Source organism: Helicobacter sp. 11S03491-1 (genome assembly GCF_002272835.1).
Classification (GTDB): domain Bacteria; phylum Campylobacterota; class Campylobacteria; order Campylobacterales; family Helicobacteraceae; genus Helicobacter_J.
This window is the reverse complement of record NZ_MLAO01000001.1, coordinates 224,142-246,720: the sequence shown is the minus strand read 5'-3', so window position 1 is coordinate 246,720 and position 22,579 is coordinate 224,142. Positions and strand designations below refer to the sequence as shown.

General features: G+C 34.7%; 26 protein-coding genes and 1 pseudogene. 10 read left to right on the top strand and 17 right to left on the bottom strand.

Annotation, left to right across the window (positions count from 1 at the left end):
* Positions 1 to 65: 65 nt before the first annotated feature.
* From BKH45_RS01075 to BKH45_RS01070, 3 genes are all read right to left on the bottom strand, one after another.
* Positions 66 to 569, bottom strand: a complete 504-nt coding sequence (locus BKH45_RS01075) for a ferritin (RefSeq protein WP_095273618.1) — start codon at positions 567 to 569, stop codon at positions 66 to 68.
* 85 nt (positions 570 to 654) lie between these two features.
* A complete protein-coding gene (locus BKH45_RS08780; protein WP_180675557.1) occupies positions 655 to 816 on the bottom strand; it encodes a hypothetical protein in 162 nt (53 codons plus the stop codon).
* Between the two features lie 8 nt (positions 817 to 824).
* Complete coding sequence (locus tag BKH45_RS01070) at positions 825 to 1,349, bottom strand: hypothetical protein (protein WP_095273617.1); 525 nt, start codon at positions 1,347 to 1,349, stop codon at positions 825 to 827.
* 94 nt (positions 1,350 to 1,443) lie between these two features.
* On the opposite strand from BKH45_RS01070, the gene luxS reads away from it, so the two are divergent.
* Positions 1,444 to 1,941: an S-ribosylhomocysteine lyase gene (luxS, locus tag BKH45_RS01065; RefSeq protein ID WP_095273616.1), complete on the top strand. Its 498-nt coding sequence runs from the start codon at positions 1,444 to 1,446 to the stop codon at positions 1,939 to 1,941.
* A 390-nt stretch (positions 1,942 to 2,331) separates the two neighbouring features.
* Here luxS and BKH45_RS01060 read toward each other — a convergent pair whose 3' ends face one another.
* The 14 genes and pseudogenes from BKH45_RS01060 to htpG form a co-directional block, all read right to left on the bottom strand.
* Entirely contained in the window at positions 2,332 to 3,483 is a 1,152-nt protein-coding gene (locus tag BKH45_RS01060) for a DegT/DnrJ/EryC1/StrS family aminotransferase (RefSeq protein WP_095273615.1), read from the bottom strand.
* An 8-nt stretch (positions 3,484 to 3,491) separates the two neighbouring features.
* A complete protein-coding gene (locus tag BKH45_RS01055) occupies positions 3,492 to 4,262 on the bottom strand; it encodes a MetQ/NlpA family ABC transporter substrate-binding protein (RefSeq protein ID WP_095273614.1) in 771 nt (256 codons plus the stop codon).
* Positions 4,263 to 4,299: 37 nt separating this feature from the next.
* Complete coding sequence (locus tag BKH45_RS01050; RefSeq protein ID WP_095273613.1) at positions 4,300 to 5,079, bottom strand: MetQ/NlpA family ABC transporter substrate-binding protein; 780 nt, start codon at positions 5,077 to 5,079, stop codon at positions 4,300 to 4,302.
* A gap of 11 nt (positions 5,080 to 5,090) precedes the next feature.
* Positions 5,091 to 5,735: a methionine ABC transporter permease gene (locus BKH45_RS01045; RefSeq protein WP_095273612.1), complete on the bottom strand. Its 645-nt coding sequence runs from the start codon at positions 5,733 to 5,735 to the stop codon at positions 5,091 to 5,093.
* Positions 5,732 to 6,739 (bottom strand): methionine ABC transporter ATP-binding protein, encoded by a 1,008-nt coding sequence (locus tag BKH45_RS01040; RefSeq protein ID WP_095273611.1) that lies wholly within the window; start codon positions 6,737 to 6,739, stop codon positions 5,732 to 5,734. Before BKH45_RS01040 ends, BKH45_RS01045 begins: the two co-directional genes overlap by 4 nt.
* 371 nt (positions 6,740 to 7,110) lie before the next feature.
* A pseudogene (locus BKH45_RS01035) lies at positions 7,111 to 7,227 on the bottom strand (MetQ/NlpA family ABC transporter substrate-binding protein); the annotation flags it as partial.
* A gap of 53 nt (positions 7,228 to 7,280) precedes the next feature.
* On the bottom strand, positions 7,281 to 7,850 hold the full coding sequence (locus BKH45_RS01030; RefSeq protein ID WP_095273610.1) for a YceI family protein: 570 nt from the start codon (positions 7,848 to 7,850) through the stop codon (positions 7,281 to 7,283).
* A gap of 100 nt (positions 7,851 to 7,950) precedes the next feature.
* A complete protein-coding gene (locus BKH45_RS01025) occupies positions 7,951 to 8,793 on the bottom strand; it encodes an ankyrin repeat domain-containing protein (RefSeq protein WP_095273609.1) in 843 nt (280 codons plus the stop codon).
* A gap of 13 nt (positions 8,794 to 8,806) precedes the next feature.
* Positions 8,807 to 9,295: an HIT domain-containing protein gene (locus BKH45_RS01020; RefSeq protein ID WP_095273608.1), complete on the bottom strand. Its 489-nt coding sequence runs from the start codon at positions 9,293 to 9,295 to the stop codon at positions 8,807 to 8,809.
* 9 nt (positions 9,296 to 9,304) lie between these two features.
* Complete coding sequence (murF, locus tag BKH45_RS01015; RefSeq protein WP_095273607.1) at positions 9,305 to 10,789, bottom strand: UDP-N-acetylmuramoyl-tripeptide--D-alanyl-D-alanine ligase; 1,485 nt, start codon at positions 10,787 to 10,789, stop codon at positions 9,305 to 9,307.
* 11 nt (positions 10,790 to 10,800) lie between these two features.
* On the bottom strand, positions 10,801 to 11,073 hold the full coding sequence (locus BKH45_RS01010; RefSeq protein WP_095273606.1) for an acylphosphatase: 273 nt from the start codon (positions 11,071 to 11,073) through the stop codon (positions 10,801 to 10,803).
* Positions 11,070 to 11,786 carry an alpha/beta hydrolase gene (locus BKH45_RS01005; protein WP_095273605.1) on the bottom strand — a complete coding sequence of 239 codons (717 nt, stop codon included), beginning with the start codon at positions 11,784 to 11,786 and terminating at the stop codon, positions 11,070 to 11,072. The genes BKH45_RS01010 and BKH45_RS01005 overlap by 4 nt, the downstream gene beginning before the upstream one ends.
* Complete coding sequence (locus BKH45_RS01000) at positions 11,786 to 12,829, bottom strand: D-alanine--D-alanine ligase (RefSeq protein ID WP_095273604.1); 1,044 nt, start codon at positions 12,827 to 12,829, stop codon at positions 11,786 to 11,788. Before BKH45_RS01000 ends, BKH45_RS01005 begins: the two co-directional genes overlap by 1 nt.
* A gap of 222 nt (positions 12,830 to 13,051) precedes the next feature.
* The gene (gene htpG / locus BKH45_RS00995) at positions 13,052 to 14,914 is read right to left on the bottom strand and encodes a molecular chaperone HtpG (RefSeq protein WP_095273603.1); all 1,863 of its coding nucleotides are present in this window, start codon (positions 14,912 to 14,914) and stop codon (positions 13,052 to 13,054) included.
* A gap of 338 nt (positions 14,915 to 15,252) precedes the next feature.
* Here htpG and ureA point away from each other — a divergent pair, with 338 nt between their 5' ends.
* The 9 genes from ureA to BKH45_RS00945 all read left to right on the top strand — a co-directional run bounded on the left by ureA (position 15,253) and on the right by BKH45_RS00945 (position 22,479).
* Positions 15,253 to 15,930 carry an urease subunit alpha gene (gene ureA, locus BKH45_RS00990; RefSeq protein WP_095273602.1) on the top strand — a complete coding sequence of 226 codons (678 nt, stop codon included), beginning with the start codon at positions 15,253 to 15,255 and terminating at the stop codon, positions 15,928 to 15,930.
* A 9-nt stretch (positions 15,931 to 15,939) separates the two neighbouring features.
* Positions 15,940 to 17,649: an urease subunit beta gene (gene ureB, locus BKH45_RS00985; RefSeq protein ID WP_095273601.1), complete on the top strand. Its 1,710-nt coding sequence runs from the start codon at positions 15,940 to 15,942 to the stop codon at positions 17,647 to 17,649.
* Positions 17,650 to 17,718: 69 nt separating this feature from the next.
* Positions 17,719 to 18,231 (top strand): AmiS/UreI family transporter, encoded by a 513-nt coding sequence (locus BKH45_RS00980; RefSeq protein ID WP_095273600.1) that lies wholly within the window; start codon positions 17,719 to 17,721, stop codon positions 18,229 to 18,231.
* A 6-nt stretch (positions 18,232 to 18,237) separates the two neighbouring features.
* Positions 18,238 to 18,765, top strand: a complete 528-nt coding sequence (gene ureE, locus BKH45_RS00975) for an urease accessory protein UreE (RefSeq protein WP_095273599.1) — start codon at positions 18,238 to 18,240, stop codon at positions 18,763 to 18,765.
* Entirely contained in the window at positions 18,766 to 19,449 is a 684-nt protein-coding gene (locus tag BKH45_RS00970) for an urease accessory protein UreF (protein ID WP_095273598.1), read from the top strand.
* 26 nt (positions 19,450 to 19,475) lie between these two features.
* Positions 19,476 to 20,084, top strand: coding sequence for an urease accessory protein UreG (gene ureG, locus BKH45_RS00965; protein WP_095273597.1), 609 nt, complete (start codon positions 19,476 to 19,478; stop codon positions 20,082 to 20,084).
* Between the two features lie 101 nt (positions 20,085 to 20,185).
* Positions 20,186 to 20,962: an urease accessory protein UreD gene (locus tag BKH45_RS00960; RefSeq protein WP_095273655.1), complete on the top strand. Its 777-nt coding sequence runs from the start codon at positions 20,186 to 20,188 to the stop codon at positions 20,960 to 20,962.
* 153 nt (positions 20,963 to 21,115) lie between these two features.
* Positions 21,116 to 21,406 carry a hypothetical protein gene (locus tag BKH45_RS00955; protein ID WP_095273596.1) on the top strand — a complete coding sequence of 97 codons (291 nt, stop codon included), beginning with the start codon at positions 21,116 to 21,118 and terminating at the stop codon, positions 21,404 to 21,406.
* 410 nt (positions 21,407 to 21,816) lie between these two features.
* Positions 21,817 to 22,479 (top strand): phosphatase PAP2 family protein, encoded by a 663-nt coding sequence (locus BKH45_RS00945; protein WP_095273594.1) that lies wholly within the window; start codon positions 21,817 to 21,819, stop codon positions 22,477 to 22,479.
* Positions 22,480 to 22,579 lie beyond the last annotated feature (100 nt).

Below are 22,579 nucleotides of genomic sequence, written 5' to 3'. Positions count from 1 at the left end.
TTGTTTATTGTATCTAAAAGTATTATAGAAAGAATTTAGATGGCATATTTGCCATCTAAAGAAGATTATTTTTTTCTTGCTAAGGCGATGTTTTTAATGTATTGATCGGCAAGATACAATCCATTTCCGTTATCACCCATTAATTTGAGTTTATCAACTATATCTCTAAAAAGAGCTTCTTCTTCATGTTGTTCATTAACATACCATTGTAAAAAATTGAATGTTGAATAATCTTTATTTTTAAGCATATGATCGACAAGTTCATTGATAGAAATAGTGATTTCTTTTTCGTGTTTGTAAGTTTTTTCAAATACTTCAACTAAATTTTTGAATTTATTCTCAGGGGCTTCAATTTTTGCTAACTCTACGTGAGAATCAGTTTCGTTGAGATAAGTTATCAATCTTTTTGCGTGATCGCTTTCTTCTTCTGCATGATCAAACAAAAATAATCCGGCTCCATCAAAACTATTTTCATAGCACCAAGAACTCATACTTAAATATAAATTTGAAGAAAACATCTCCTTTTGAACTTGAGAGTTCAACAACTTAATAACTTCTTTTGTTAACATAATGACTCCTTAATTTTTAAATTTGTATCATAATTCTATCATAAATGAGAATAGAAAAGTAAATGTAAAATAAACATAATTATCATTATTGTTTTTCTTGAAGCCCTATACATTTTTGGTTGCAATTTTTGCCATCACAAACCATTTCACACTGAATGGTTGTAAAGGTTTTTTGGATTTGAGGCTTTTTTTGGGCGCAACCATAGCTTATAAACATTATCATGAAGATAACAATTATATTTTTCATGTAATCCCTTATTGGAAACTTTTGATCACTGAATGGTAAGCAGCTTCAAAAGCTTTGGTTATGGATTGTTTCTTATCTTCTTGAGTGATTTGGGAATCTTGCCCAATGCTAAGAATCTTTTTTCCATCAATTTGTATGGAGTTTTTGCCATCAAATGATTTGGTAGTAGTGGCGTTTTTGAGCCAAAGATGCACTTGGGTTTGGATAGTATTTTGGGATGTGGAGGTGGCAATATTTTCTTTAGAGGCACTTTGAGCAGAGGTTTCATAAGTAATTTTCATTTCATAAGTATCCGCATCTGAGGTTTGAGTTAAAATCAAGCAATGATCTTGCAGATTTTTTTCTAAAAGGGTTTTGAGTAATTCAGGTTTGATTTGGAGATCATTTTTTTCAGATGTAATGGAGTCTAAATGAATTTTTGCAAGCGGGGTAGAACATTTTTGCGTAGGGATTGAGATATTTGGACTTTGTGGTTGGAAACAACCATAGAAAAATAACAAGGCGCCGGTGCCTATTACAAGATGGTATTTCATATGTTTCTCCTTAGTAACAATAGAATTTCACTTTTATTATATCTTAACTTGGATATAATAAAAACATGTTATACCTCAATATTAAGGAGTTTTTATGCCTTTATTAGATAGTTTCAAGGTTGATCATACCATTATGCCGGCCCCTGCTGTAAGGCTAGCCAAAAGTATGCAGACCCCCCAAGGAGATAAAATATCTGTTTTTGATTTGAGATTTTGCAAGCCCAATCAAGATATTTTGAGTGAAAAAGGTATCCACACTTTAGAACATTTGTTTGCAGGCTTTATGAGAGAACATCTCAATAATTCCAAAGTAGAAATTATTGATATCTCGCCTATGGGTTGTCGCACAGGATTTTATATGAGTTTGATAGGAGATCCCAATCCTTATGATGTTAGAGATGCTTGGGAAGCAAGCATGCGAGATGTTTTGAGGGTCAAAGATGAAAAAGACATCCCTGAACTCAATATCTATCAGTGTGGCACAGCAAAGATGCATTCTCTTAAAGAAGCTAAAGAAATTGCTATGAAAGTCTTAGATCAAGGTATAGGCGTGATGAATACACAAGATTTACTATTAAAAGATTTTAAATAACCAAAAATACAAAATATCTTAAAAATTAAAAATAACTTTAATTTGGGGATTATAATCCCCTCTTGAGTATGACTTATTACTTTTGAAGCAATTCCAATAAGCTGCAATTATTTTTATTTTAGTTTATTTCTTGATTATCATTTTAAGCACGCTTAAAATGAATTTCTAAAAATCTTCTTGCTTTGATTTTATGAGAGCCCAAATTAAGAAAATTTTTGGATTTTCTTAATTTGATGGCTTCAAATAACATAAATATCTTTTACATTAAGAATACCGGCAAAAAGCTTAAGATTCAAAATGAATTATTTTGATACTAATTAATCATAAGAAATATTTATTTTAGTGAGACTTTTTAGAAAATAGTTTTTAGCATAATGGAGTATTTTTATATTAAAAGTTGCATGAGGTTTCAAACTCTTGAATTTTTTGGCAAATCAATTGAATTTCTTTTTGGCTGATGTGATTGCCAATAGGGAGACTTAGAATTTCTTTGGCATATTTTTTGGCATTTTTATTTGAGATGACCTTACAATTACAATGAGTTGTGATTATATCCAGACTTCCCAAATCAGAAGGATAATGAATCCCACAAGCTATATTGTTTTGTTTGAGGTGTCTTATCATTGCTTCTCTTTTTCCTTCCCATGAACCTACCATTCTAATAACATACAAATGCCATACGCTATTATCTTCAAAGCCCTCCAAAGAAGGAGGGAGAATATTTTTAAATATACTGAGATTTTCATGATAGATTTTGGCAAGTTGTTGCCGATAGGTATTTGAAGCTTTTAAATATTTGAGTTTGATATTTAGAATTCCTGCTTGGAGGGCATCCAGTCTTGAATTTCTACCGATGAGGTGATGGTTGTATTTATCGTGATTTTTTATACCATGATTAGCGATTTCAAAGCAAGTCTCAAGCAATCCTAAATCATTGCTAATGATAGCGCCCCCATCTCCATATGCGCCGAGATTTTTACTTGGGTAAAAGCTAAAGCATCCTACATCTCCAATACTTCCTATGCTTTTCTCTTCTCCACATACAATCGCCTTTGCTCCATGGGCTTGCGAACAATCTTCGATAATCTTGAGATGATGTGTTTGGGCTATTTGGATAATTGTTTCCATATCGCAAGCTTTTCCATACAGATGCACAGGCATAATAGCAGCTGTTTTTTTAGTAAGCGCATTTTGGATACACAAAGGATCAATCAAATAATCTTCTTTACAATCAACAAATACGGCTTGATGCCCGTTATTGAGGATTGCTTCAGCCGAAGCAATAAAAGAATTCGCAGGTAAAATAATCTCACTATTTGGCTCTAAATTTAAAGCCTTGATGGCAATTTCCAGTGCGTCTGTCCCATTCCCCACCCCAACACAACCTCGGGCTTGCATAAAATGAGCAAAATTAGTTTCAAATTCTTGAAGGTATTTTCCCCCAATAAAGGAGCTTGATTGTAAAATCTCATCCATAATACAATCAATTTCAGATTTTAAATGCGCATATTCTTGGCTTAGATCAAGAAACTTAATTTCCATAAAATTTCCTAAAAAGCCGGGATAATTTCACCTTGATAGGTATCCAGGATAAATTTTTTTACTTCTTTGGTTTGTAAGGCATTTTTTAACTTGATAATAGCAGGTCTGTTTTCATCTCCTTCTCTAACCACCAAAATATTGGCATAAGGGGACTCAATCCCTTCTGTAAAAATAGCATCTTTGGTTTTAAGCCCGGCTTGAAGGGCATAATTTCCATTAATGATAGCTCCATCCAGATCATGAAGAGATTTTCCCAACATGGCAGCATCCAGAGGTTTGATTTTTAAGTTTTTGGGATTTTTGATAATATCAAACTCATTTGCATAGAGATTTTTGGGATCTTTTAGAGTGATAAGCCCTTTATCATGTAACAAAATTAATGCTCGCCCCTCATTGCTAGGATCATTGGGGATACCAATACTGGCGCCATTTTTAAGTTCATTGATTGATCTTATTTTTTTAGAATAAAATCCTAGCGGCTCAACATGAATTTTGGCAATCCCTATGAGATGCAAATTTCTATCTTTGTTTATCTTGTCCAGATAGGGTTTGTGTTGCATGAAATTTGCATCTAAAGATTTATCTGCAAGCGCTAGATTCGGAGTTACATAATCAGTAAATTCAATGACTTTTAAATCTATGCCTTCTTTTTTGAGGGCAGGGATCACAAATCTCAAAATTTGTGCTTGTGGAATGGGCGTAGCACCGACCTTAATAACTTCTGCAGAAAGAATATGGAATGTAGCTATAACCAGCAAAAAACTAATCATTTTTTTCATTTTTTCTCCTTAGGTTTAAATTTTAAAGTATCATATCTTAAAAAGCCGGGATAATTTCACCCTTATATTTTTGTAAAATAAATTGTTTCATTTCAGGGCTTAAAAGAACTTTTGTGAGTTTGTTAATATCCGGGTTATTTTTGTTATTTTCTCTCGTAGCAAGAACATTAGTATAGATAGATTTATCATTTTCGTGAAAAAAGGATTCCTTGATGCTCATCCCTGCTTGAAGGGCATAATTAGCATTGATAACTGCTCCATCAACACCATCCAAAATTTTTGGCAACATGGCAGCTTCTACTTGCTTGAATTTGAGTTTTTTGGGATTTTTGATAATATCAAATTCTGTAGAATCCAGATTTTTGGGATCTTTTAGAGTGATAAGACCATTGTCATTTAAAAGAATCAAAGCTCTTGAATAGTTGGTAGGATCATTAGGCAATGCAATAACAGCGCCATTTTTAAGCTCATTGATTGATTTTGCTTTTTTAGAATAAAATCCTAATGGCACGACATAAATTGGATGGATAGCTGCTAATTTAAAACCTCTATCTTTATTCATCTTTTCTAAAAATGGTTTGTGTTGATAAAGGTTGGCATCACTAGATCCCTCATTGAGTGAAATATCAGGGGTAACATAATCTGTAAAACTTTGGATAATAAGATTCACTCCTTGTTTTGCCAGGATTGGTTTAGCAAATTCCAAAATTTCAGCTGCGGGCACCGGAGTAGCTCCCACCTTTAAATCCCCGCCAAAAGCCAAAGTACTTAAAATAGCGCTCAATAGAATAATTTTGTATCGTTTTATTTGTTTCATTGTTTTTTCCTTTATTTATTTTTTCGTAATCTTTTCAGGATCAAATCGCCACTTGTTTGAATAATCTGCACAAACACAATAATAGTAATAACAGAATAAAACAAGACATCAGGGCGATAAGTTTGATACCCAATCCGAATAGCCAAATCCCCCAGTCCGCCTGCTCCAACTGCTCCTGCCATCGCAGAATATCCAATGAGTGAGATAGTAGTAATAATGATGGCATTACTGAGGGAAGGGAGACTTTCTGCAATCATCATTTTGACAATAATAAATTTGTTAGCCCCCATGCTAAGGGTTGCCTCAATAAGACCTTTATCGACTTCTGCCAAAGCCCCTTCAAAAAGCCTGGCAACAAAAGGGATAGCAGAAATAGACAAAGGAATAATGGCTGCTGTACTCCCAATACTTGTCCCAATAACCAGTCGAGATAAAGGGAGCAATAAAATAATAAGGATAATAAAAGGGAAAGATCTCGCTGTATTGACAATCGCCCCTAAAATTTTATTGAGTGTGGGCATGGGGAGGATAGAGTCCTTTTTTGTAATACATAAAAAAACCCCTAAAGGCAATCCGAATATTACTGAAAAAATACAAGAAAAAAATACCATATAAATGGTCTCTAGCGTAGAGTTATAAATCATATCAAAAATCATTGATTATCTCCTATTTTTTGAATGGTTACTCCCTTTTGTTTGAGATAAGCAATACAATCAGTAATTTTATTCTCTTCCCCATCAAATTTGATAACAAGATGCCCTACATTTTGGGTCGCAAGCTCTTCAATATTTCCTGAAAGGATATTAGCATCAATACCAAAGCGTTTGATAACATCTGAAATAAGAGGTTCATTGGCATTCTCTCCGGTAAAGATAATTTTATATACATGGGTTTTGTCTTTGAGATGGGAGAGAATGTGCTCATTATCACCGGGAGGGAGATAAGAAATAAGCTCCTTGGTAACTTCATGCTGAGGATTTCCAAAGACTTCATGAACTACACCCCGTTCAATAATCTCTCCATTGCTCATCACACACATTTGATTGCAAATTTCTTTGACAACCTCTATTTGATGAGTGATAAGCACAATGGTGAGATTGAATTTTTTTTGAATATTTCTCAAAAGCTCCAGAATTGATTTTGTTGTTTTGGTATCCAGGGCGCTTGTTGCTTCATCGCAGAGTAAAATCTTAGGGTGATTGGCTAACGCCCTTGCAATGGCTACCCTTTGTTTTTGCCCCCCACTTAACTGACTTGGATAAAAATGCGCTTTTTCTTTTAACCCTACAAGATCCAGAAGTTCATCAACCCTTGCAGAAATCTTTTGCTTTTCCCAATGGGCTATTTCAAGTGCGAAGGCAATATTTCCAAATACATCACGAGAACTCAAAAGGTTGAAATGCTGAAAAATCATCCCTATTTTTTGACGTGTTTTTTGTAATTCTTTTGGCTTGAGAGACAAAATATTGGTTTTATCTATAATGATTTCTCCGCTACTTGGCTCTTCTAGACGATTGATAATGCGAATAAGCGTGGATTTCCCCGCTCCTGAATAGCCAATGATCCCCATAATATCTCCGGCTTTGACTTCCAAATCAAGTGTTTTAATAGCACAAAATCCATTTGGATAAGTTTTTGTAATGCTTTTTAGAGTAATAATGGATGCCTCCTTATGAGAAATAAAACTCTGAATAAATGCGAATTCTACTCAATTTTTTATAAACACGATATGTATTTAAATAATATTTTTGAAAATTATAATATAATGTTACAAATATACTCAATATTTATTTTTAAATTTGTAAATTTAGATTAAAAAATAGATTTTTTGATTTATCAATAAATATTCTATAAATAGAGCATATTTTATAAGAAGCCACAAAAGTTAATTTTTGTCAATTTTTGAAGGGCGTTTTTTATGAAAGAAGTTGATAAAGTTATTAAAATAAACTATAGGGAGGATATGAGATCGTTGTTTATAATTTTTAGAGTTTTAGGGTAATAAGAAAGGTATTTTCAAAGAATACCATCCAAGATTTTTGGTAACATGGCAGCTTCTGCTTGCTTGAATTTGAGTTTTTTGGGATTTTTGATAATGCCAAATTCTGTAGAATCCGGATTTCCAGGATCTTTTAGAGTGATAAGACCATTTATTTTGAAAGTCTATTGAATAGACTTTCAAGAAAATCAATTATTTATTTCTATTTAATATCTGCTTCTATACCAACTTCGACTTCTGTCCAAGTTTTCTTACCATGAAGAGCAGCAATTTGTTTATCTGTAGAGAGTGCGATATAAGAGTTATTGAGATCGAAGTCTTTAGACATGTCAATAGTGCCGCTTGCTTTAAATTTTCCATCAGCGAGTGTATATTTTAAAGGCACTTCTTTAGTAACGCCATTGAAAGTAATTTTTGCATTGATAGTTCCGGCGCTGTCATCACCGGTAATTTTTGTAACCTCTGCATGGATTTTTGGATCTTTTAGTTTGGCTTCAAAAGTTCTTTTGATGTTATTATCCCTCATCTTGTCTTTGGTGCTTTTATTGGTAAAACTTGCATCTGCTTTTGCTTTGTCCATGATTTGAGCAATACTCCCATTTGTAGTCGCGAAACTAAACTTAGCATCTTGGATAACACCGGGAACTTTTGTTTTGTTGTTCAATTTATAGCCAACAAAATATATTTTAGTGCTTGCGCTATCAAGAGTAAGGGCAGAGAGGGAATAACCGAATATGCTTATAAAAGTAAGTCCTAATAAAATTTTTTTCATTTCAATTCTCCGTTTTTAAATATAATATTTATTATTATAATATAAATGTGTTAATATAAATCCATATTTTTAGAGCAAGTCTATAAAAATTATTTTGGAATTACCACATTTGCATATCCACTCTAGTTGTTTTATACATACTTTTACCACTTCCGTTAATACTGTATTCTATGGCAAAACCATACTTAATATTTACACTTCCGGAGCGTTTGAGAGATAAACTTTTATAGGCATCTTTGGTAATAGGTAAATTACCTATATTGCTTGAAGCTTGGGGGGGCAATGTCCTGTTGAGTTTGGTTTCTGAAATAAGATCCCCATTGATATAAAGAGCAGCATAAGTAATGGTGATGAAATTCCTTGTGAGATTAGCAATATTGAAATTTACAGATCCTTGAGCAACGTTAAAAGCATTTGAAGTGAGCATAATATCATCATTATTAACCCTCATAGAAGGGACATTGACTTTGGAGAGTATATAGCGTGCAGGGGTGTCTCCATTGTTATTTTGGATATACATATCCGCGCCATATTTCATCAAAAGTGCAATCATATTTCTATCGTGTTTGGCTACTGCATAATGCAAGGGTGTATCCCCTCGAATACTATCTTTGATATTAGGATCTGCCCCTTCTTTCAGAAGAATTTGTGCGAATTTTAAATTTCCAAATTGGACTATTTTGTGCAGGGCTGTTTCTCCATGGCTGAGGGCATTGACTTTGGCTCCTCTATTGATAAGAAGATACAAAATATCTACATTATTTTTGCGTGCAGCATCATATAAAGGAGTGCTGCCTCGAAGCCGTCCATTCACATCAGCGCCCAGATCAATCCCCTTCCTTACTTGCGTGTAATTATTGCTAAAAAGAAGGTAGTCATATTTATTTGCATAAACACTTGAAATAAAAATACAAAAAATACAAAATAAACCAATTTTTTTCATACCTGCTCCTTGTCTATATCTTGAAATGTTTTTTTGCTAATTCTTTGATTTTGCGATAGACACAATCAAAATCTACCCCATAAGTTCTTGCTTGGGCAACTGTGGTAAAAAAGTTTGTATCCCCAATATATCGAGGTAAGATGTGTAAATGGATATGTTCGGGTATGCCTGCTCCACCGGCTTGTTTGATATTCATACCTATATTGATCCCGCTAGCTCCATATTCATACAAAAGTGGGATAGATTTTTGGGAAAGCTTATGGATATGTAGCCATTCTTCTTGAGGTAAAAGTTCAGGGCTATCTGTATGGAAATGAGGGATAATCATAAAATGACCCGGTATGTAAGGGTAGCGGTTCATCACACCAAAACAAATTTCATCTCGATAAAAAACTCTATTTTCTTCATCACGTTCCGGATGTTGGCTAATATCACAAAATGTGCAGTTTTTGTTTTTTGTTCCAAAGTATTGGCTTCGCCATGGAGAGTAGATTGTATCCATATTTTTCTCCTAAATATAACTTGGGGCATCATTGGCAAAAAGTATCAAATCCCCTTCATGCGTGCTTGCTTTTAAGATATTCTCCAGTTGTGTTTTATCTTTGAGAATAATTTTTTGTGGGTTTTGAATATGTTTTGATAAAAGATTTGAATTTAATTCTCCTGTGATGACAGCAATATCAAATACATCATCAATAGCCTTGGCTAAAGTGATATTAGAGCTTTCATCACTTTCAACGAGTCCGGGTGTAATGATAATCTTACGTTTTTCATACAGACTTGAAAGCCTGATAGCCTCAAGCATACCTTTTAAATTTCCATTAAAGCTATCGTCAATAATAATTTTTTGATTGACAGTGAGTAGATTGAGGCGATGGGGCACGGGTTGGAGTCGTGAAATACATTTTTGAATATTAGCAATAGGGATTTTGAGTGCATGAGCAACCAAAATAGCCCCACTGATATTGGTAATATTAAATGTCCCTAATATTTTTGTTTGGAATAAATGCCACTCATCTTGGATTTTCATTTCAAATGAAGTTCCCTCAAGCGTAGCCAAGATATTTCTAAGTTCATTGGGAAAGGTTTCAATCATGGATTTTTTCTCTGCCGGAATAGACTCGGGAATTGTGTTTTTTTCATAAACAAAAGCTTTTTTGAGGTTTTTAGAATCCAGAAGTTCAAATTTTGTTTGGATGATATTTTCAAAGGTTTTAAAATATTCAATATGTTGGGCTCCAATTTCTCCGATGATAGCATAATGGTGTTGGAGTAACGAAGTAATTTCTTTAATATCTCCTTTTTGTCTGGCCCCTGCTTCTGCAATATAAATATCAGTGCCAAAATCCATATTTTTGTTGATATCTTCCATCAATCCCTTTAACGTATTGACACTTCTTGGAGTGGCATATACATTGTATTTGTCTTGGAGGATCTGATAAAGGAAGTTTTTGATACTTGTCTTGCCAAAACTCCCTGTAATGGCTATGATTTTTAAGGATGCCATGAGGGTTAGCTTGTCTTTTGCCATTTGTCTATAGCGATTAATAAGAAGGCTTTCATAGAGTTTTGAAAATATATAGCCAAAAGGAAGAGGTAAAAGATAGAGAAAGTGAAGGCTTTGATTGAAATTTTTATAAACAAGGGTAAGGACTTCATTGAAGCTCATAAATGCAAAGCAAATCGCAAAAAATCGGATCACACGTTTGGTAAAAACCAATCTTTTATCTAATTTTGTTGCCCAAATGGTCAAAAGAGGTATTTGTATCAAATATAAATAAAGGTAGAAAATAATATTTTTTTCATAAAAACCACAGATCAAAAAAACACACACAGGCAGGATAAAATGGAGTGTATGCCATCTTTTTTTATGGTGTTTTGTAAAGATACGATAAAGGCTATAGTTATACCACTGCAAATTTGTGATCAGATAATAACTGATACAAAATATAAAAAGCCATCTGGAGATTATATCAATTGCTTCTGTCCAATTCATTGTTATTCCCGTTATTGTAAGATTTCAAATGTTTTTAGTTGTTTATGGGTAACAACATGGAAGTGTATTCCTTCTACTTTTGCTTTTTGAGGACCTATTTTTAAGGCAGATAAGAAACACTCCAGTTTATCTTCTTCTCCACAAGCATAAATTTCCACGCTTCCATCTTTCAGGTTTTGAGCACTGCCGGTTATTTGAAGTTCGTCTGCTTTTTGTTTGGAAAAATTTCGATACCCTACTTGTTGGACTATTCCACGCACTTGAATTTGAATAGTTTTTTTCATTCTATTTCCTTATGGTGATATTTTTCATCAATTATTTTACCTTGTTTGAGGAAAAAATAATGATCCCCTTCCAAAACAAAAAATCGATTATCCCTCATGAGTTTGGCGATTTTTTCCCCTGAACTTAGGGGAGTAGCCAAATCATCTTTTCCCCAAAAAATAGTTGCTTTTTTATTAGAACTTGCATAAATATCACTAAAATCTTCATCAACAACCTTCTTGAATACTGCATACATGGCTTCATTGAGATTATTTGCATCTGCGCTTCTGAGAGCATTTGATTTGATTTTTAGGATTTTAAATATTTTAGCCAGCATGATTTTTACTTTGATTTTCAAAGGCTTGGGGGTAGGGATTCCTGCAGAACTCAAAAGAATAATTTCATGGCATTGGCAAAGAAGCGCTACTTTTCCTCCAAAACTATGCCCCACAATAATATCAGGAAAAATACCGACACAATTAGCAAAGCTGTCAATAATGGCTGCATAATCAAGTGTAGAAATAACAATATGATTGGGAGTGTTTCCAAACCCGGGCATATCCACATAAAAGTGATTGTAATCACTAAAAGTATCTCTAAAAGCAAGCTCCATGACTTCTTTGTTGCTTCCCCAGCCATGTAAAAAAACAATATTTTTTTGGCAATGGTGATGAGAAAATGTATAAGAAATTTCAAATTCATTGCCATTATAGACAATCAATCGCTTTGCCATTATTTGCCTTTGGCTCTTTGGATTTTTTCTATATATTGATAAGAAACCTTGATAGATTCTTTTTTGGGAAGGTTGAGACTAAGATTTTCAAGTGTATCTGTAAAATTATCAAAAAGATAGTTTGCCATACTTCCGGGAATGGGATTGATTTCATTTAGAAAAACCTCATTTTCAATGACAAAAAAATCACAACGAATCAATGCCCCTTCAAATTTGTTTGTATAAATTTTTTTGAAAGCCTCTTGAATTTTTCCTTCAAGCTCTTCGGAAATATCAGCTTTGATGGCTTGTTGAGTGCGAGAAAAATCAAGGTATTTGTTTTCGAAATTCAATAAATCTTTTTTGTCAGGCTCTTCAATCATAGAAAAAATAAATTCATTATCGCCTATTTTACATCCGGCAAGATTATACTCTTTCACCCCTTTTATGAAAGGCTCAATCAAAACTTCATTATCAAACTCAAAGGCGCAATCAAGCCCATAATCAAGCTCTTCTTCTGAAGCAATCACATGAACCCCAATAGAACTCCCTAATCGGTTTGGCTTGGCAATCATGGGAAAATCACTTTTTATATTTCTCAAACTATCCTTGCCTAAGAGTTTAGAAGGAAGAGTTTTTACTCCTTTTTCTTTGGCATATATTTTAGTGAGATGCTTATTGAAACTCAACACACAAGCTTCTATACGAGGTCCTATAAAGGATATTTTATAAAAATCCAAGAGTGAAGCCAAAATGCCATCTTCGCCATCTCCGCCATGAATAAGATTGAGAAGCATACCTACATGAAGAGGTTTTTTTCCAAAAAATGAAGAGAGATAAAAACCACCTAAATTCATTTCTATTTGTCTGCATTTTTTATATTCTCCGCAGGAGAAGAAACCGGATTTCATGTTTTGAGTTTCAATCAAGAAAAAGTGGTGAGTACTCTCAAGAAAAATAAAATACTCAATCTTATCTTGAAGTATTTTTTTGAGTGAAATAGCGCTTACAATGCTAATTTCATGCTCCCAGCTCATCCCGCCAAATAAAATACTAAATTTCAAAATTTATCTCCTGCTGTGTGAATTTATCTATGCTGTGAGTTTATCTAAAAAATACTTAATTTTTATATCACCGGAATGAAACACAAGAGATAATTTTAACATTCAAAAAATATTACGGAAGTATTCAAAACATACCATTGCTCATAAAAATCAAAATGATTTAACTTTTATTATGCGCCTATTAATATCTGCCCTCTACCCCTAAGGATAAGAGCAGATATTTTAGAGTGTTTTTAAGATGATGTCATTGAGTCTGTTAGCAAAATCTTTAGCATTTTGAATAGATCCTGATTCTAAAAGTTTCGCGCTATCATACAGAAGATGCGCTGTATTAGCAAGCAACTCTTTGTCTGAGTTGTCTTTGAGTTTTTCCAAAATAGGGTGGTGGATATTTAGCTCCATTGTCTTTTTTTGAGGAGGTAAGTTTTGACCCATCTGAGCCATCAAATTTGCCATCATGGGATTTTGTTCTTCACCCACAAGGGCTACCGGAGAATTGAGAGAATTAGAAAGTGTAATGTCTTTGACTTCTTCTCCCAGTACTTCTTTGAAGGATTTGATGAGGTTTTCAAAAGATTTCCGAGTTTCTTCATTGATTTTTTCAGCGCCCAATTCTTCAAGTGTTTGGCTTGCATTGGCATCTTTAAGGGCTGTTTTGTCATATTCGCCAATACCCGGAATTACAAAACCATCTACTTCATCTGCCATCAACAAGACTTCATAACCTTTTTGAGTATATTTTTCCAAAATAGGAGAAGCCCTTAAAAGATCTAAATTTTCACCTATCATATAATAAATGCTTTTTTGATCTTTGGGCATTTTTTCTTTATATTCTTTCAGAGAAATCATATCTTTTTGAGTAGAAGTATGGAATCTCAAAAGCTCCAGAATTTTGTCTTTATTTTCATAGTCCCCATAAAGTCCTTCTTTGAGAACCTTGCCAAATTGAGTATAAAATTTTTCATAAGCTTCTTTATCCTGAGTGATATTTTGTATTTCTCCTAATATTTTTTTTGTAGAAGCCGATCGGATATTAGCAAGTATTTTATTTTGTTGGAGAATTTCTCGACTGACATTTAAGGGTAAGTCTTCACTATCTATTACCCCTTTGATAAATCGTAAGTATTGAGGGAGTAATTCTTTATCATCATCAGTTATAAAAACACGTTTTACATAGAGTTTGACTCCGGATTTATAATCTACACGATAAAGATCAAATGGGGCTACTTGAGGGATGAAAAATAAAGTGCTGTATTCTAATGTCCCCTCAACTTTGGTGTGAATCCATTTCATAGGTTCGCTATTATCATGGGCAAAGCTTTTGTAAAACTCTTTATAATCATCATCCTTGAGATCATTTTTACTCACTTTCCAAATGGCTTTAGCTGTGTTGATCCGGTCTTTTTTATCTTCTTTGATTTCTTTTTTATCCTCTCCTTCGCCCTCAAAATTGGTTTGGGTGTAGTTGAGGTAAATAGGGAAGGGGATATGCTCAGAATATTTTTTAACAATATTTTCTATCTCCCATTTGCTTGCAAAATTAGCATCTTCTTCTTTGAGATAAAGGGTGATTTGCGTGCCTTGTGTGTCCTTTTTGCAAACAGAAATTTCATATTCACCCTTTCCGTCACTCACCCAAGCATAAGCTTTGTCTTCCCCTGCTTTCTTGCTCTGAACAATCACTTTGTCTGCAACCATAAAAGCTGAATAAAATCCCACGCCAAATTGCCCGATCAAAGCTGAGTCTTTTTTCTTATCCCCACTCAGAGAGGACAAAAAACTTTTTGTACCTGATTTGGCGATAGTCCCCAGATTATCTGTCAATTCTTTTTCATTCATCCCAATCCCATTGTCTTCGATACTAAGAGTCTTTTTTTTCTCATCAAAGCTAAGCTCAATGCGAGGATCAAAATTTAAATCTTTGAGTTTCTCATCTGTTAAAGTTAGATAATTAAGCTTATCTAGGGCATCTGAAGCATTTGAGATCAATTCTCGCAAGAAGATCTCTTTATGAGAATAAAGCGAATGGATCATGAGATCCAGAAGTTGGTTAATTTCAGTTTGAAAGGTATGTTTTTTGCTCATTTGAAGCTCCTTATGGATAAAATTTCCGGCAATTATAGCAGATAAATGCCACAATTCAAAATATTTATATCAATTATATTAATATTATTTAGTCTTATTATATAAAGTTTTATTAGTCAATAGACATTAGAAGGAGTTATTTTGAAGTCCGGAAACCCTTAAAGTATTATGATTTTATTTTTAATATTATCTTGAACAAAAATTGATCAAATTATGAATTTTATGTCAAGATTTGAACAGCTATTAACTAAATGGGATTAAAATTTCTCCGCGATCTAGTTATCATTATTAAGAAAACTACTTCACAGAAGAAAATTTCATATTAAAAAGGAGAAAAGATGAAACTCAATCCAAAAGAGTTAGATAAGCTAATGCTCCACTATGCCGGGGAATTAGCCAGGAAGAGAAAAGAAAAGGGCATTAAGCTTAATTATGCTGAAGCAGTGGCTTTGATTAGTTCTGAAATTATGGAATTAGCCAGAGAAGGTAAAAAATCAGTAGCTGATTTGATGAGTGAAGGTAAAAAGATTCTAAAAGCTGATGACGTTATGGACGGAGTAGCAAGCATGATTCATGAGGTTGGAATTGAGGCAGGTTTCCCTGATGGGACTAAATTAGTAACCGTTCATACTCCTATTGAAGACAATGGCAAATTAACTCCGGGTGAATTTATTCTAAAAGAAGAAGATATAGAGATCAATAAAGGTAAAAAATCTATTGAAGTAAAAGTTACCAATAAAGGGGATAGAGCCGTCCAAGTAGGATCTCATTTCCATTTCTTTGAAACAAATAAACTTTTAGATTTTGATAGACAACAAGCTTATGGTAAAAGACTCGATATTCCTTCCGGAACATCTGTGAGATTTGAACCCGGCGAGACCAAAACAATATCTCTTATTGATGTAGGCGGGAATAAGCGAGTATTTGGCTTTAATAATTTAGCAGATTCTCAAGTCAATGAAGACAACAAACAAAAAGCAATACAAAATGCTAAAGCCAATGGCTTTTCTAAATAAGGAGTGACAATGACAAAGATATCCAGAAAACTATACGCTTCCATGTTTGGTCCAACTGTAGGCGATAAGGTCCGTTTAGCAGATACTGAATTATTTGCAGAAATCGAAAAAGACTATACAACTTATGGTGAAGAAATCAAATTTGGCGGAGGAAAAACTATCCGTGATGGGATGGCCCAAAGTGTGAGTGCAGATACTCATGAGCTTGATTTGGTGATTACCAACGCAATGATTATTGATTACAATGGTATCTACAAAGCAGATATTGGTATCAAAGATGGAAAAATTGCAGGTATTGGCAAAGCAGGCAATAAAGATATGCAAGATGGTGTTTGTGGAAATATGACTGTGGGAGCAGCTACTGAAGCGCTTGCAGGCGAAGGTATGATTATTACAGCAGGAGGGATTGATACTCATATTCACTTTATTTCTCCCCAACAAATCCCTACCGCACTCTATAGTGGGATTACTACAATGATAGGTGGGGGAACAGGTCCTGCTGATGGCACAAATGCGACAACTTGTACTCCGGGCAGATGGAATCTCAAAGAAATGATCCGTGCAGCCGAAGAATATACAATGAACTTGGGCTTTTTTGGTAAGGGCAACAGCTCTAATGAAGCTGCCTTAGCTGATCAAATAAAAGCCGGTGCTTTAGGGTTGAAAATTCACGAAGATTGGGGCTCTACTCCTTCTGTTATCAACCATGCTTTGAATGTTGCTGAAGAATACGATGTGCAAGTAGCTATCCATACAGATACTCTCAATGAAGCCGGTTGTGTTGAAGATACTATCAAAGCTATTGGTGGAAGAACAATCCATACATTCCACACAGAAGGTGCAGGAGGCGGGCATGCTCCGGATATTATCAAAATTGCCGGTGAGCCTAATATCCTCCCTGCTTCTACAAACCCAACCATTCCTTTTACCAAAAATACAGCCGATGAGCATATGGATATGTTGATGGTATGCCACCACTTAGATAAAAGGATCAAAGAAGATGTCGCTTTTGCAGATTCCAGAATTCGTCCGGAGACCATTGCAGCTGAAGATGCCCTCCATGATATGGGGATATTCTCTATCACAAGTTCAGATTCTCAAGCAATGGGACGTGTAGGCGAAGTTATCACAAGAACTTGGCAAACTGCGGACAAAAATAAAAAAGAATTTGGCAAACTCAAGGAAGAAACAGGTGAGAATGACAACTTCAGAATCAAACGCTATGTTGCCAAATATACTATTAACCCTGCTATTGCTCATGGAATTTCTGAATATGTAGGTTCTGTAGAAGTAGGTAAATTTGCTGACCTTGTTATGTGGCATCCTGCATTTTTTGGAATAAAACCTGATATTATTATCAAAGGTGGAATGATTGTGGCTGCCAGAATGGGTGATCCAAATGCTTCTATCCCTACTCCTGAGCCTGTGATATATCGTGAAATGTTTGGGCATCATGGAAAAGCCAGATTTGATACAAGCATTACTTTTGTTTCCAAAGCTGCTTATGAAGAAGGTATCAAAGAAAAATTAGGGCTTGATAGAGTGGTTCTCCCGGTCAAAAACTGCCGCAATATCACCAAAAAAGATATGAAGAATAACGATGTTATCACTCATATTGAAGTCAATCCGGAAACTTATGAGGTCAAAGTAGAAGGTAAAAAGGTTACATCAAAACCGGCACAAAAACTTAGCCTCGCACAACTTTATAATTTGTTTTAATTGTATCCTCCTTCCGGAGGGTATGAGACATTTTGATTATTTTAATTATTTCAAAAAAAGGATCTATTTATGTTAGGACTTGTATTGATGTATGTAGCCATAGTTTTGATGAATAATGGCTTGTGCCGTTTGATGAAAGCTGATGGCAAAAGCACGGCTGTAATGAATGTGTTTGCAGGTTTGCTTTCTGTCGTCGCTAATATTATTGTGATTGTTCATGGAGACTTCCAAAACAATATTGTAGATTTGTATGCTGCGGCAACCGGCTTATTATTCGGCTTCACTTATTTATTTGTAGCCATTAATAATATCTATAATCTTGATTGGAGACCTTATGGTTGGTATAGCCTTTTTGTAGCTATCAACTCTCTTCCTGCTGCGTATTTAAGCTATATAAGCGGCACTGAAGAAGGCTTTTGGTTTGCTATTATTTGGCTCTTATGGGGACTTTTGTGGCTTACCGGTTGGATCGAAACCGTGCTTAAAAAAGAATTGCCATGGGTGCCTTATCTGGCAATCTTTGAAGGTATCGTTACAGCTTGGATTCCCGCATGGCTTATTATCACAGGCTATTGGGGTTAATCAAAGATGCTTATTTCACGCTTGGAGGGTAACCTCCATAGCTACGATATTTCGAAGTTCAAGATTGACACTATTGATATCCAATGGTATGATACAAGGAAAAAAATCGCCAGATGGAAAAGCAGAAATGGCAAAGATGTTGCTATGAAGCTAACAGATGCTCCAAAAATGGGATTATCACAAGGGGATATTCTCTATCAAAAAGGAGATGAGATTTTAGCCATTAATATTTTACCTGCTCAAGTTTTATGTATCTATGCTCAGAGTTCTCAAGAAGTGGCAAAAATATGCTACGAAATAGGTAACCGCCATAGTGCGCTTTTTTTTGGTGAGGATGCTTTTGAGTTTAGGACACCATTTGAAAAACCCCTAAAAGCTCTCTTTGATAAGCTAAATATCAAAAATAGTGTCTTAAGCGCAAGATTGGATTCTGCTTCCAGAATTTCTGTAAGCATGGCGCATGCTGAACCAAATGTGGCTATCAAAGAAAGCCCTGATTTTAAAATCACTTTGTATAAGCAAAAGGAGGAATAATTGGCACTCAATAAAGATTTTTTACTTTTACAAATCAATGATGCACTTTTTCCTATCGGGAGTTATACGCACTCCTTTGGATTAGAAAGTTATATTCAAAAAGGCGAGGTTATCAATAAAGATACAGCTTTTTCTTATTTGCATGCCAATCTCTCAACACAGTTTCTTCATACTGAACTTTTGAGTCTCAAGCTTGTTTATGAAAATGCTTTGAAAGAAGATTTATCTTCAATCCTTGAGATTGAAGAGATCGTAAGCGCTTCTACCTCCCCTTTAGAGTTGCGTCATGCTAACACTAAGCTTGGAGCCAGATTTTTAAAAACCATTGCAAAAATGCGCTTACCTGCCAAAGACTTTTTTCAAAAATATCTTCAAGCTTCTGTAAATTCCACTCATTCAAGTGCCTATGGGGTATTTTGCGCTACTATGGACTTAGATTTGGCTGGAAGTATGCAGCATTATTTGTATGCCCAAAGTTCCAATATGGTAACTAATTGCGTCAAAACAATCCCTCTCTCTCAAAATGATGGGCAAGAAATATTGCTAAAACTACAAGATACCTTTGTAGATATTCTTTGTGCTTCGGACACTCTTGATCGTTCTTTTTTATGCGCTTCAAGTATCCATAATGATATAAAAGCCATGCAACATGAAAGTCTTTATTCACGGCTTTATATGTCTTGATCTCAAAATTAAATTAAAGGAAAAATATGGTAAAAATTGGAATATGCGGACCCGTAGGTAGCGGCAAAACAGCACTTATTGAAGCTCTTACAAGAATGATGAGTGACAAATACAGCATAGGCGTGATTACCAATGACATCTATACCAAAGAGGATGCTGAGTTTATGAGTAAAAATTCTGTCCTTCCCGCAGAGAGAATCATCGGTGTAGAAACAGGCGGATGCCCTCACACAGCTATCAGAGAAGATGCATCAATGAATCTGGAAGCCGTAGAAGAAATGATGAAAAGATTCCCTGATATTGAGATCATGCTTATTGAAAGCGGAGGAGATAATCTCTCAGCCACTTTTAGCCCGGAATTAGCTGATGTAACTATTTTTGTCATTGATGTAGCCGAAGGAGACAAGATACCCAGAAAAGGCGGACCGGGGATTACCCGATCAGATCTTTTAGTGATCAACAAAATTGATCTTGCTCCTTATGTGGGGGCTGATCTTGGTGTAATGGAGCGTGATTCTAAGAAAATGCGAGGGGAGAAGCCCTTTATTTTTACAAATATCAGATCCAAAGAAGGCGTAGATAAAATCATCGCTTGGATCAGCAAAAATGCCCTTTTAGAAGATCTTAAAGATTAGACCGGAATTTATCAATAAAACAAATAGGATAATCAAAGATTGAGCACTCTGAGAAGATCTCTACAATGATTACAAAAAGATTAGACCAAAAAAGGGATAAAATGACCAATTACGCACAAGAGAGTAAATTATCATTCAAAACCAAACTAGACCCAAGAGGTAAATGTATTCTTGAAGATGTTTTTTTCACCCCGCCCCTAAAGTTGATGCCCCCTTTTTATGAAGAAGAGGATAGGGCAAATTTGATGCTTATATCTGTAAGCGCAGGGTTGATGGAGGGGGATAATCAAGAAATAGATCTCGAGATTGGCAAAGATTGCAACCTCAAACTTAGTTCCCAAAGTTTTGAGAAAATCCATGATACAAAAGATGGGTTTGCTTCCAGAAATACCCGTATTCATGTGCATTCAAATGCTACTTTTGATTTTGCCCCCTTGCCGATTATCCCTTTTAAAAATTCTTGTTTTAAGGGCGACACTACGATTACTCTTGAGCCTTCTTCACGGCTTTTTTATAGTGAGATTATTTGTGCGGGGCGAGTAGGGAGAGATGAAATCTTTGAGTTTAGAAGTTTCAGCACCGGGCTAAAGATTTTTTTACAAGAGAAATTAGTATTTTTTGACAATACAATTTTAGATCCCCAAAAGACAGAGCTACGAAATAAATGTCTTTTTGATAAATATACCCATTACCTCAACCTTGTGATATTTGACCCTTCTGTATGTATTCAAAATATTCGAGAAATTCTCCAACGCACCCATTTGAATGCAGGAGTGAGTGAGTTAGCCTATAATGGGGGAATATGTCTGAAGGCTTTGAGTGATACTTCTGAGGATTTGTTGTTGCTTCGTGATAGTGTTTGCAATCTGAGAAAATAACTCCCGGATCTCATCAAAATCCTTTGGGATATCAACAAACGGATAAGCCCGGAATATTGTTGATTGAAAAAAACATTTCTATAAAGTGTGTCAAAATCATCTCAACAGAGTCTTGATCGCCTTTTATAGGAGACAAAATATCTTTAATGAGTAATGAGTCCTGTAAAAATCCCCTTTATTAATTTGGACATTTTCTATAAAGAAAAATTTGGAGACTACAGACAATACACCCAAGAAGAAGTCCCGGAAGCCTCAAGAGAACTTTCTATGCTAAGAGAAAATTATTTTAGAAATAATCAAAGTTTTGTAATGGAAAAAATCATTCAAACCCCTGATTCTCCGGATAAGCTACTCCAAAAAGCCAAATTCTATGGCTTTGAAACTTCATTGTTTGATATTGGCACTAGTGATACACTTCAAACTTTTGTTTGTTTTTGTGTTTGAGATAGTATCCGGGCATGTTTGGATCTCAAAAATATGGATACCTTAATTTTTCAGGTTTATTTTATTTGTGTTTGAGAGTCTTTTGGAAACTCTATACTTGCAGATTTTATAAACTTTTCAAATCCCAAATATCTCCAAATATTTTTATCCATCAATATAAAAATCTTTCAATAGGATTTTATTATATTTATAAGAACGAACGCTATGAGATAAGTAGCTTTATATTTTTTGCTATAATGATGGCTTTTAGGTTTTTTATAAAATAACTAAAAACTAAAATCACAATACAGAGTCATAAGAACCATCAAAAACTATAAACAATGACTCTTTATGCTAAATAATGCCGGGAAATTTTAATAAATACAGAGATTTGTTTGATAAACTTTGAAGCCTGCAAGGAAAGGGATTTTATGAAAATCACGAAAACTCCAAAACCATTTTTTATCTTAGCCATTGGTTGCGCACTCTTGGTGCTTTTTGTCTTAGAGACTTATAGCATTGTCTCTCATGCTCTTTGGGTAGAGAAATGGGATACTTTTATCATCGCGCATATTCGCCATACCATCACGCCTGCTCTGACTTTTTTGATGAGGTTTCTCACTCATTTGGGATCTACAGAGACTATTGCTATATTGAGTATTTTTATCATTATTATTTTGTTTTGGAATAAGTATTTTAGATTGGGTTTATGGTTTGGGGGCACGATCATAATTTTCGGAGTGCTTCTGAAATACCTCAAGGTTTTACTCGCTCGCCCTCGCCCTGATAGCGCTACTTGGTTAGCTCATGCCTCAGGGTTTAGCTATCCCAGCGGGCATGCAAGTGCGACAAGTCTTTTTTGCACACTCATAGCTTTGTTTTTAATAGCCAACCCGATGAATATTTCTACGAAGATTTTCATTGGTTTGCTTGCTTTAGCCATGACTTTTTTGATCATGTTTTCTCGTATTTATTTGGGGGTGCATTACCCTACAGATGTGCTTGGGGGGTTTTTATCGGGTGGGGGCATAGGGTTTATTGGAGTAGGGAGTTATTTGTTGTTCCTTCCCTCGTTTAAGCGTGCAAAATCTTAGCCAATAACTCTTAAGAGGATTTTGTAACCCAAAATTCAATTTACTTCAATAACAATATTTTTACCCGGGAGATATTTGAATTCTCTTTTAAATACCGTTA

What these genes read in the sequence shown, in the direction of transcription:
- BKH45_RS01075 (WP_095273618.1), bottom strand. Translation starts at nt 569, where the DNA reads ATGTTAACAAAAGAAGTTATTAAGTTGTTGAACTCTCAAGTTCAAAAG.
- BKH45_RS08780 (WP_180675557.1), bottom strand. Translation starts at nt 816, where the DNA reads ATGAAAAATATAATTGTTATCTTCATGATAATGTTTATAAGCTATGGT.
- BKH45_RS01070 (WP_095273617.1), bottom strand. Translation starts at nt 1,349, where the DNA reads ATGAAATACCATCTTGTAATAGGCACCGGCGCCTTGTTATTTTTCTAT.
- luxS (WP_095273616.1), top strand. Translation starts at nt 1,444, where the DNA reads ATGCCTTTATTAGATAGTTTCAAGGTTGATCATACCATTATGCCGGCC.
- BKH45_RS01060 (WP_095273615.1), bottom strand. Translation starts at nt 3,483, where the DNA reads ATGGAAATTAAGTTTCTTGATCTAAGCCAAGAATATGCGCATTTAAAA.
- BKH45_RS01055 (WP_095273614.1), bottom strand. Translation starts at nt 4,262, where the DNA reads ATGAAAAAAATGATTAGTTTTTTGCTGGTTATAGCTACATTCCATATT.
- BKH45_RS01050 (WP_095273613.1), bottom strand. Translation starts at nt 5,079, where the DNA reads ATGAAACAAATAAAACGATACAAAATTATTCTATTGAGCGCTATTTTA.
- BKH45_RS01045 (WP_095273612.1), bottom strand. Translation starts at nt 5,735, where the DNA reads ATGATTTTTGATATGATTTATAACTCTACGCTAGAGACCATTTATATG.
- BKH45_RS01030 (WP_095273610.1), bottom strand. Translation starts at nt 7,850, where the DNA reads ATGAAAAAAATTTTATTAGGACTTACTTTTATAAGCATATTCGGTTAT.
- BKH45_RS01025 (WP_095273609.1), bottom strand. Translation starts at nt 8,793, where the DNA reads ATGAAAAAAATTGGTTTATTTTGTATTTTTTGTATTTTTATTTCAAGT.
- BKH45_RS01020 (WP_095273608.1), bottom strand. Translation starts at nt 9,295, where the DNA reads ATGGATACAATCTACTCTCCATGGCGAAGCCAATACTTTGGAACAAAA.
- murF (WP_095273607.1), bottom strand. Translation starts at nt 10,789, where the DNA reads ATGAATTGGACAGAAGCAATTGATATAATCTCCAGATGGCTTTTTATA.
- BKH45_RS01010 (WP_095273606.1), bottom strand. Translation starts at nt 11,073, where the DNA reads ATGAAAAAAACTATTCAAATTCAAGTGCGTGGAATAGTCCAACAAGTA.
- BKH45_RS01005 (WP_095273605.1), bottom strand. Translation starts at nt 11,786, where the DNA reads ATGGCAAAGCGATTGATTGTCTATAATGGCAATGAATTTGAAATTTCT.
- htpG (WP_095273603.1), bottom strand. Translation starts at nt 14,914, where the DNA reads ATGAGCAAAAAACATACCTTTCAAACTGAAATTAACCAACTTCTGGAT.
- ureA (WP_095273602.1), top strand. Translation starts at nt 15,253, where the DNA reads ATGAAACTCAATCCAAAAGAGTTAGATAAGCTAATGCTCCACTATGCC.
- ureB (WP_095273601.1), top strand. Translation starts at nt 15,940, where the DNA reads ATGACAAAGATATCCAGAAAACTATACGCTTCCATGTTTGGTCCAACT.
- BKH45_RS00980 (WP_095273600.1), top strand. Translation starts at nt 17,719, where the DNA reads ATGTTAGGACTTGTATTGATGTATGTAGCCATAGTTTTGATGAATAAT.
- ureE (WP_095273599.1), top strand. Translation starts at nt 18,238, where the DNA reads ATGCTTATTTCACGCTTGGAGGGTAACCTCCATAGCTACGATATTTCG.
- ureG (WP_095273597.1), top strand. Translation starts at nt 19,476, where the DNA reads ATGGTAAAAATTGGAATATGCGGACCCGTAGGTAGCGGCAAAACAGCA.
- BKH45_RS00960 (WP_095273655.1), top strand. Translation starts at nt 20,186, where the DNA reads ATGACCAATTACGCACAAGAGAGTAAATTATCATTCAAAACCAAACTA.
- BKH45_RS00955 (WP_095273596.1), top strand. Translation starts at nt 21,116, where the DNA reads ATGAGTCCTGTAAAAATCCCCTTTATTAATTTGGACATTTTCTATAAA.
- BKH45_RS00945 (WP_095273594.1), top strand. Translation starts at nt 21,817, where the DNA reads ATGAAAATCACGAAAACTCCAAAACCATTTTTTATCTTAGCCATTGGT.